The sequence below is a fragment of the Cupriavidus sp. 05T41 genome, from assembly GCF_056396525.1.
This window is the reverse complement of sequence record NZ_JBFTLQ010000085.1, coordinates 21,280-31,352: the sequence shown is the minus strand read 5'-3', so window position 1 is coordinate 31,352 and position 10,073 is coordinate 21,280. Positions and strand designations below refer to the sequence as shown.

The following is a 10,073-nucleotide window of genomic DNA, read 5'->3' as shown; positions in this document are numbered from 1 at the left end:
GGCGCACACAGCGCCCAGCGCCGCCGCGGCCAGCGCGCCGATCACGGCCTGGCGCTCGCCTGGCCGCCCGCGCAGCCAGCCGGCGGCCAGCACCAGCGGCCCGGCGGCGACCAGCGCCTCGGCCAGAAAGGCGGCAATCCAAAGCCCGGCGCCCGCAAGCCCTGCCGGGGCGTTCAGGTGCTGGAACAGCGTGAGATTGAGGGCGAGCAGCGTCGGCATCGGGATCCTGCGAGTCTGGCGATGCGACAAGGATAGGGCGCGGTGGCTTAAGAAACTCTTAAGGGCGGTGCCACTGTCACGCCTCGCCTTGACCATGCCGTGCTTGTTTCAACCTTTGCGTCACGGGCTTCCGCCCCGTGTAGCCCGAGGCCAAGGTGCTCATCGAGCGCAGGCCACACAGTGCCCATCGCCATCAACCTCCGGCCAGGCTGGGAGCGCAGGTCCACTGTGATCAATCACAGTTTGCCGCCAAGCTGTTCGTGCATACAATCGCAGCAATTCCACCGCTGAAGAAATACGGGCGCTCCATGCCGACCTCCGGCCGCAAGCTKAACGCAGTCTTGAACGCAGTTCCATCCCGAGCAGTCGCAGGGGCGGTGGCGGCGTGCGCGGTCGCAGCCGATTTCAAGACGCCGGCCGCTACGACGGTTGACGGCTACACGCCCGAGCCGCCGCCAGCCCAGACCTCTCCTGCCGCMACTCAGAGTTGTTCCCCGCGGGCAACGTCTTCTGGAGGCTGGCCGGCCAGGTCGCACAAGCTTTCTTTGCCGGTGGCACGCTCAATCGCTTGCATGGCGCGTCTCCAAATCCTGCTCGTCCTATGGGTCGATTTCCAAGGCTGCAACCCGCGCATCCAGCTTTTGCGGATTCTCACGCTGTCGTACCGACGAGCACGCCAGACGTGCTTTACCCGAGCATTCCCTGTCACGCTGCGGCGCTACTGCACATTCGGCTATCCCATGATCCTGATGGAGGCGACCGCGCTTTAACAGCATTCCTGCAATCGGCTTGGCGCAAGCTGCATACGCGCAGTCGTCGTTCCCCGCGTTGTCCGCGTTGCAATGCCGGTTTAACTCGCTATGACGGCGTGGATACCAGTGGGTTGCCACAGTTCTTCTGTCATCACTGTCAACGCCGATTTAATCGATTGACCGGCACTCCGATGGCCAGGCTTAAATCGCCGGATAAGGTGTGGACGTATTTCCACCTCCTGTCGAAGCCCATTTCGGTTGCCGCATGTGCAAGGCAACTCGACATCGCGCACGAAACGGTATTGAACTGGTCGTTGCAGACGCGCTTGTGGTTGCTTGCGTTGKATCCCACCGGAACCTGGGAGCGCCGCGTGCAGCTTGGCGTGCGCTATGCGGTGGCACCGTCCAGCGCGCTGGAAAGCCCAGTCTTCCCGTCGCAGGGCTGCAGGTGTGCTTTGGCAAGGGACGAAGGCGCGTTTCAAGGCGGCGCGGACAACGGGCCCTTGTTAATGCGGGTCTGCCCGCTATGTGAGCGGGCGCGTAGCCTCGCAAACAAGTAGCAGGACAATAAGAAAGGCGTCGTCGTGGTCTCCGGCCGGTGGCCAAGCCCGCTACKGCACCCGATGTCACGAACACGTTGGTGCGCAGGTAGTACTACCGTTCATACACGATMATTGCGCCGACTACGAATGGCGAGAGCAAGCGGGCGCCAACGTAACGAAGGACCGCAACGTATGTGCGACAGGGTCATCCCTTGTGCTTGAAAGATAATTCTTTCAAACACGCTAGTCTCTTGCGGCACCTCCCCACCAGACACGGATCGTTTCGGTCATTTTTACCGCGGACTATTGACGCAATTCTCTGTCAATTTAATTAGATTCCGTCATCGCTTGAAAATGGTCAGGGGTAGCTTACGCCTAAGCGAGTGAAGCTCGACGCATTAGGGAAATTCCGGGGCAACAGAAAGCTCCCTGCAATGGATTGGAAAGCTCTTTGTAAGATGCCCCTGTCATAAATGCGCAGACTATATGTAGGGAGCGTTTTATGTATAAGAAACCAACTAAAATAAAAGTTGGTGCAGCCGTATTTCTGGTGTGTGCTTCCAGGGTTGCGTTTTGTGTCGAGCTGAGTGGAGACACCAATCCAGTGCCGCTCGTGCCGGCAGCGACGAAGCCAGTGCCAGCCAGCAGCACGCCAGCCACTGGATGGKACCGGTCAGTMCCGGGGACGCGCGCGCCTGACGCGTCCGAGACTTCTCCGGCCACGACGGTCAGTGAGGAAGAAAAGACGAAGGGTCTCGTCGGACCGGGGTTCTCCTTGTGGGAGTTGTCGGAAGAGTTGCGCGCCAGCAACCCGCAACTGATCCAGGCTCGCTCGCTGTATATGGCAGCGAAGGCCACAGTGCCGCAGATCGCCGCCCCCAACAATCCGCAGGTGGGGTTCATCTGGAGCAACCTGCCCAAGAACAGTCCGCTGGCGCTGGCGCGCGCCGAGACCTTTAGCTATACGCTCACGCAGTCCATCCCCTTTCCGGGCAAGAAGGCACTGGCCGCCGATATCGCCAACACGCAGGCAGAGTCCATCGACGCGCAGCGCGACGCGCTGTACCTGCAACTCTATGCGCAGCTAAGCACGACCTACTTCCAGGCGCTGGCGCAGAAGGCACAACTCGATGTGTTGCACCTCAATCTCAAGCGGCTGGAGCAGGTCAAGCAGGTGGCACGCATCCGCTACGCCAACAATGCGGCGGGCTATGTCGACTATCTGAATGCACAGGTGGCCCAAAGCAGCGCGCAGAACGACACCTTTGGCCTGGAACGCCAGTACGACAACGCACTCAAGACCATCAACACGCTGATCGGCAAGAATCCCGAGTTTCCGCTCGAATTGCGCCAGGACGCCAGCGCAGCACGCTTGCCGCCCACGCCTTTGCCCGAACTGGAGGATATGGCGCTGCGGGAGCATCMCAATATCCGTGCCTCGCGCTTCMAGGTGGAAGCGGCCGAGAAAGGCGTGCGCCTGGCCCGCAAGGCCTATCTGCCCGACTTCCAGATCGTTGGCACCTTCAACGGCAACAACCCGCCACTGGGCTTCAAGCCGGCCAGCTACGGCATCGAGTTCGACGTCATCATTCCGCTGTTCTTCTTCACCAAGGAGAAATATGGCGTGGATGAGGCCGTGGCCAACAAGGTGGCGTCCGACGCCAATCAACAGTCGGTAAGTCAGCAGACCCTGCTGGCGGTGGACACCGCGCACAACAACCTGCGGCAGTCGGTGAACCAGGCCGAGTTCCTGCGCCAGCGGCAACTGCCTGAAGCCCTGACAGCATACAAGATGGCCTTCACCAACTACGCCAATAACAATGCCGTCTTCACCGACCTGCTCACTGCGAGCTCCGCGCTCAAGAATGCCGAACTCGCAGTAACACAAGCCGAGTCCGAAGCACGCCAAGCCTACTACACGCTCGCCGCCGCGGTGGGCCGGGACAAATTCTGAAGGCCGTCGGGCCTGGAACCTATGAACAAGAATCTAATGATTAGCGCCGGCTTCGTGGTAGTCCTCACCGCCGGCATMTGGGGCGGAAGAAACTGGGCCCAAATGCAGCAGCCCGACCAGCGTGGCAAGGCGGTCGAGTCGGTGCAGGCTGCCTCGTCCTACGCCAACCCCGAGGCCGCCAGGCCGCGCCCCGTGCCATCGCTGCTAAAGCTGCCTGATGGCGGCTTCGACCCAAAGGCGGTCAAGTCCGTGGTGTTCAGCCCGCAAGCCGTGACGATCGACACGCCMACGCCCGGCAAGCTGGCCTACAACGTGCAGCAAGCCAAGCTGGCGTCCGCGCGCGTGGCCGGCCGCGTGGAGCGCATCCTTGTGTTCGAGGGCGCCGTAGTCCATGCCGGTCAACCACTCGCCGAGCTGTACTCGCCCGAATACATCGCTGCGCAAAATGAGTTCCTGCTTTCGCACAACGCCTATCACACCTTGAGCAACAGTGACCTGAAGGAGTTGGTGGATGATGCCAAGCTGACCATGCAGTCGTCCGAGAACAAGCTGCGTGTGCTGGGCGCGTCCGCCGAGGACATCGCGCGCATCCGCGAGCGGGGCACCGTTTCCGACACCTTGACCGTCCGCGCGCCGATCGGAGGCACCATCGTCAAGCGCGACATGGATCCGGGCTCCTATCTCAATGTCGGCGATTCGCTGATGAGCGTCATCGACACGCGTTCGATCTGGTTCACTGGCAATCTCTACGAAAACGATATCAAGAATGTACGCCTGGGCCAGACCATCGAGATTGAAACCCCGGCCTATCCAGGACGGCACTACCGAGGGCGTGTCAGCTTTATCGCGCCCAATGTCGACGCCGACACCCATACCCTGCAGGTGCGTTGCGACGTGCCCAACCCGGACGGCACGCTGAAGCCCGAGATGTATGCCACAGCGCGCATCGTCACCGGCAGCACCCAAGCCCTGGTGGTGCCGCAATCGGCCATTGTCAAGGACCAGGGCAAGCTCTACTTGATGCTCCAGCCTGACGACAGGCACATCGAGCGCGTGCCCGTGCAAGGCACACCGCTGAGCGACGGCACCTTCCAGGTCACCGACGGCGTGCCGGCGGGCGCGTCCGTGCGAGTGGTGACGCAGGGCGGCATGCTGCTCAACGAAATGCTGCTCAAGCAGGAGGACTGAGATGGTCTTCTCGCCCATTAGAAGCGTCCTCAAGCGGCGCCTGGTTATCGTCTTCCTGGCCCTTGGCCTGCTGGCGGCCGGCGTGCTGAGCTTCTTGCGKCTGCCGCTGCAAGCGTATCCCGGCGTGGCGCCGGTGACGGTGCAAGCCATTACGCAGTGGCCCGGACGCAGTACAGTCGAGGTAGAGCAGCAGATTACGATCCCTGTGGAGAACGCACTGGCCAGCGTGCCCGACGTGCAGTCCTTCCGCTMGGTTTCGCTGTTCGGGCTGTCGGTGGTGACCGTCAAGTTCAAGGAGGGCGTGGACAACTTCAAGGCGCGCCAGAACTTCGTCACCTACCTGTCGCAGGCCAACCTGCCAACTGGCGTTCAACCCAACCTGTCGCCGGACGGCGACGCCACCGGCGAGATCCTGCGCTACCKGATCGAGGCCAACGGCGTTGACGTGACCACGCTAAAGACCTACCAGGACTACAGCGTCTACAAGGAGATCAAGCACGTTCCTGGCGTGGCCGAMATCACAGCGTTCGGCGGCATGGTCAAGCAGTACCAGATCGTGCCAACGCCCGAGAAGCTGCAGGCCTACGGACTCTCGCTCAAGMAGGTGGTGGATGCGGTTTCCAACGCCAACGCCAATACCGGCGGTGGCCTGATGAAGTCCGGCGAGCAGCAGTTCGTGGTGCGTGGCGTGGGCCTGCTGCAAACGCTCGACGATATCCGCAACGTTACCGTCTCCGTATMCCAGGGCGTTCCGGTGCGCGTGCGCGATATCGCCGTGGTCCGGGTGGGCAACACCCCGCGCCTGGGCATGGTGCAGTTCGACCAGCACGACGATATCGTCGAAGGCATCGTGCTGATGAAGCGCGACGAGAATGCCACCGAGGTGCTGGCACGCGTGCGCGACAAGATTGCCGAGATCAACCAGAACGTGCTGCCGAAGAATATCCAGGTCAAGACCTTCTATGACCGGCAGAACCTGCTCGACATCACCATGGGGACCGTCGAACACGCGCTGTTCGTCGGCATCTCGCTGGTGCTGATCGTGCTGTTMATCTTCCTCGGCAGCTTCCGCGCTGCGGCGGTGGTGGCGGCGGTGATCCCACTGGCCTTGTGCGTGTCCTTCATCAATATGGACCACTTCAAGGTGCCGGCCAATCTGATCTCGCTGGGGGCAATCGACTTCGGGTTGATCGTKGATGCCGCGGTGATCGTCATGGAGAACATCATGCGCCACCTGGAGGAGGGCGAGAGCAATGTCGCGGACGGCATCGTCAAGGCCACCAGCGAAGTCCAGCGCGCCATGATCTTCTCCACCGGCATCATCATCGTGGCCTATTCGCCGTTGTTCTTCATGGGCGGGGTGGAGGGGATCATCTTMAAGCCGATGGCATTCACMATGGGCTTCGCGCTGTTGGCGTCGATCGTGCTCGCGTTGACTTTCGTKCCGGCGGTGACGTCCTYCGTATTCCGTGGATCGCTGCGGCCGCATTCGCCGAAGTTTATCGCGGTGATCCTGAGCGGCTACAAGCCCCTGCTGCGCAAGCTGTTGAGAAAGCCCGGCCTGGTCTTCCTGGCCGCCTTCGTCGGCCTGGCCGGCACGCTGTACAGTTCGCGCTATCTCGGCACGGAGTTMCTGCCCACGCTGGAGGAAAACAATCTGTGGCTGCGCATCACGCTGCCCAACACCGTTGACCTCGACTACTCGGCTTCCATCGCGCGCGACCTCCGCGGCTTCTTCCGCGATCAGCCTGAGGTGAAAACCGTGTCGGTACAGATCGGACRCCCGGATGACGGCACAGATTCCACCGGCGTGTTCAACCAGGAATACGCGCTCTACTTCAAGCCACCTGCCGACTGGCCCAAAGGCGCCACCAAGCAGCAGGTGGTGGAACGGCTGAGCCAGCACCTGAATCGCATCCCAGGCATCGAGTACAACTTCTCGCAGTACATCCAGGACAATGTGAACGAGGCGCTGTCCGGGGTCAAGGGCGAGAACTCAGTGAAGATCTACGGCTCCGACCTGGTGACGCTGCAGGACAAGGCCAGGGAAGTCGAGTCGATCCTGAAGAAGGTACCGGGACTGGCCGACGTCGGCATCTTCAAGGAACTGGGCCAGCCCACGCTGAACATCACGGTTGACCGCGAGAAAAGTGCACGCTTCGGCATGAACGTCAACGACATCCAGTCGGCGGTGCAGTTCGCCATCGGCGGCGATGCGGTGACCAACATTCTGGAAGGCGAGAAGACTTTCGGGCTGTCGGTGCGGCTGCATGACCAGGCGCGCAACAACCCGGATGTCATCGGGCGCCTCCTGGTGGATACGCCTGACGGTCAGCGCATACCGCTGTCGATGGTGGCCAAGGTGGAAGCCACGGATGGCCCGTTCTTCGTCTACCGTGAAACCGGCAAGCGCTACATCGCCATCAAGTTCGGCGTGCGCGGGCGTGACCTGGGCAGCGCGGTGGCCGAGGCGCAGGAAAGAGTGAACAAGGCGGTGACACTGCCGGCAGGCTACAGCATCTTCTGGGACGGACAGTTCAACCAGATGAAGATTGCGCAGAAGAAGCTGGCCGTGATCGTGCCGCTGACCATCCTGGTGATCTTCCTGCTGCTGTACAGCACCTTCGGCAACTTCAAGGATGCGCTGATGGTAGTGCTGAACGTGCCATTCGCGGCAATTGGAGGTTTGCTGTCACTGCATATCGCCGGCGAAACCCTGTCGATCTCGGCGGGCATCGGCTTCCTGTCGCTGTTTGGCATTGCGATCCAGGACGGCGTGATCCTGATCTCCTACGTCAACCGGCTGGCGCAGTCCGAAGATTTGCACGAAGCCGTGGTTGAAGGCGCGGCGCTGCGCCTGCGTCCGGTGGTGATGACCGCCATGCTGGCCGGCCTGGGCCTGCTGCCAGCGGCGCTTTCGCACGGCATCGGATCGGAAGCGCAACGCCCGSTGGCGCTGGTGATCGTGGGCGGCATGGTGACCACCACGCTGCTGACGCTACTGGTGCTGCCCGTGGTATTTGCTTGGGTCAATCGCCATCGCGGACGTAAGGGCGGGCCCCATGCAGCCTCGCTGACGCCGGCCGAAGGCGTCTGAATCTGAATTCACCATCGGCCGGTGCGCGCGAGGCGTACCGGCCACAGAAGAGGAGATTGTCATGACCAGGGAAATGCGTGTCCTTCCCATGCTGCTGGCTACCGTATTTTGCTTCTGCCTCGGCGCGACTTTCAGCGCGACGGCGAAGACCTCAAGCCAAGGCAAGCAGCAGGCAGCAAAACCGTCAAAACAGCAGAACCGGAATTCCGTCCTTCCCGCCAACACCCGGCCCTAGCATTCGCCGGTCTCGCAAAACGCGTGCAGTCCGTTCGAGAGCTTGAAAGAAGTAAGCCCTGCAAACCAAACACGTTTGCAGGGCTTTATCACCGATTGCGGTAACGAAGCTTCGATCAGCTCGATTAAGTGTCTATTGAGGTACCCGCACAACCTATGCGGGCGGATTATTTATTATTTCTGGCAAAGGCTACCATCGCACTTTAGTCCATTGCAGCAATTGTTGTCCTTGCCGCACAGTTCGTTCTCCTGTTTGCAACTGTCTGCGGTCACTGTCGAAAATGGACCTCGCTTGATTGTACTTGCCAAGAACAAAGGAAGCCGTGAATCGACATTTTCGCGATGTGCTTGGGATATGGGCGGCTGGCGCGGTGCTKGGCTTGGTGGGGACTKTGCGAAGCTACTGAACGTGACGCTAAGCGTCGACAGGGCCACGCACAAGAGKATTCGGTTGCGCATATTATTAACTCCATTTTATTGCCAGATATGATTCCCCCGGTACGGCCCAGCGTAGGAAAAGGCATTAGGAATTGCAAGACAGTTCTGCGACTCGGATAGTCGCCGCACCACTAGTGGAAATCGGAGAGCGACGACGACGGTTGCCACTTGGAAGCATTGGCTCGCGTGGGAAATGGAATCCCCGCGGCACCGCGGTCCGCCTGGCGCTGGAGCAGGCGACGGATGGTCTTTTCGGCGTGACGGCGAATTTATTCTGGATCGGCTCTTCGCGGAAATCGACATCGATGTCTGGTGACGCGCCGCGTTCCCAGGAACCTTTAAAAAGCGGAATGCCTCCGCATCACCGATCCGCAGCCGCACGCCGGCATGCAACGCCAACCGCGATTCACGGGCGAAGCCGACTGGCGCGGCCGCGCGTTTCAGATATTTGCCAGGCAAGCAGCCCCGGGAGGAAGATGATCAGGTCCCGGATGCGGCGTGCACCCGCCAGGGCAATGCAGGTCGCGGGATCAATACCCAGTGCGGTACCAATCACGACAAATCCCCCTTCCTGAACCCCGAGCRCCGCAGGTACAAAAAAGGCTGCGCTACTGAGTGCGTGAATCAKAGCTTCGAGCACCACGGCGTCCACAACGCTTACCTGTGCCCCAAGGAAATGCAGCGCCAGCCAAAGCTCCAGCGCGGTCGATATGTACTGGAGCGGCTGCCAGAAGAATAGAAAGCGGAAAATGATCGGCCGGCGGCGCCAGATCAGCTTGATCGACTGATCGATCCTTGCTGGCTGACCTGTCAGCGCAGCAATTTTCCCGCTGGTAATCTTGCTGAGCACACGGCCGAGCCGTTCAAACKGGCTTGCGTGCTGCACCAATGCAAACAACACAAGCAGCGGCAGAAGCACCACCACGCCCCAGGCGAGATTGCCGGCGAGCTGGAAGGCTTTCGAGTCGGAATGCGCCGTCAGCAGGAAGCCGATTCCGACCATCGTAAATATCAGCTGGCTGATCAAGGTGAGTTGCATATCCACGATCAGGCTTGCCGATGCGGTCGACGACCGCAGTCCCCATTKCCGCATCAGGCGGAAGGAAACAATCTCGCCTCCCACACGTGCAACTGGCAGCAAGCTGTTCACAGACTCTCGAATCCAGACAAGGCGCAACATCGAGCCAATCCCCGGGCGTTTCGCTTCCAGAACCAGCGTTCTCCAATCGCACGCGTTGCACAGCATGGGAAGCCAATGCACAAGCCCGGCGAGAATCAACCCGCCTCCCGCTGTGCGCATCAATGAGAACACCTCGGTAGGGTCTTCGTGCCAGACGAGCCCAAGCGCAGCCAGCAAACCGATAAGAGCGGTGATGGAACCGAGATATCTCATKATACGAATATCAGTCCTCTTTGACGGGACGTAGCAGACCACTGCCACTAACCTCGAAGCTGTTTTTTGCCAGTGGCGAGATGACCCGCCTTGTCGAGGCTAATGAGCCATCTTGGAAAAATCAACTGTTATAAATACGAGGCTCAGGATAACCATTCTTATTCGCGTTTTCAACCAGCCTTCGAGTTATCCGCCAGCCGGGACATCGCGATGTGTCGCAGGTGGAGAAAGCAGCATGTGCGTATGCCATTGCTCG

At 60.5% G+C, this 10,073-nt stretch carries 6 protein-coding genes and 1 pseudogene; 5 read left to right on the top strand and 2 right to left on the bottom strand.

Annotation, left to right across the window (positions count from 1 at the left end; translation table 11 throughout):
* Positions 1-219: pseudogene (locus AC1DKV_RS33345) on the bottom strand (undecaprenyl-diphosphatase); the annotation flags it as partial.
* A 601-nt stretch (positions 220-820) separates the two neighbouring features.
* Between AC1DKV_RS33345 and AC1DKV_RS33340 the strand changes: the two are divergent.
* From AC1DKV_RS33340 to AC1DKV_RS33320, 5 genes are all read left to right on the top strand, one after another.
* On the top strand, positions 821-1,531 hold the full coding sequence (locus AC1DKV_RS33340; protein ID WP_477139015.1) for a DUF746 domain-containing protein: 711 nt from the start codon (positions 821-823) through the stop codon (positions 1,529-1,531).
* A 757-nt stretch (positions 1,532-2,288) separates the two neighbouring features.
* Entirely contained in the window at positions 2,289-3,467 is a 1,179-nt protein-coding gene (locus AC1DKV_RS33335; protein WP_477139011.1) for a TolC family protein, read from the top strand.
* A gap of 102 nt (positions 3,468-3,569) precedes the next feature.
* Complete coding sequence (locus AC1DKV_RS33330) at positions 3,570-4,655, top strand: efflux RND transporter periplasmic adaptor subunit (protein WP_477139010.1); 1,086 nt, start codon at positions 3,570-3,572, stop codon at positions 4,653-4,655.
* Between the two features lies 1 nt (position 4,656).
* Positions 4,657-7,752, top strand: coding sequence for an efflux RND transporter permease subunit (locus AC1DKV_RS33325; protein ID WP_477139009.1), 3,096 nt, complete (start codon positions 4,657-4,659; stop codon positions 7,750-7,752).
* 61 nt (positions 7,753-7,813) lie between these two features.
* A complete protein-coding gene (locus tag AC1DKV_RS33320; protein ID WP_441623415.1) occupies positions 7,814-7,987 on the top strand; it encodes a hypothetical protein in 174 nt (57 codons plus the stop codon).
* Between the two features lie 843 nt (positions 7,988-8,830).
* On the opposite strand, the gene AC1DKV_RS33315 is transcribed toward AC1DKV_RS33320, so the two are convergent.
* Positions 8,831-9,817, bottom strand: coding sequence for a lysylphosphatidylglycerol synthase domain-containing protein (locus AC1DKV_RS33315; RefSeq protein ID WP_477139008.1), 987 nt, complete (start codon positions 9,815-9,817; stop codon positions 8,831-8,833).
* Between the last annotated feature and the right edge of the window lie 256 nt (positions 9,818-10,073).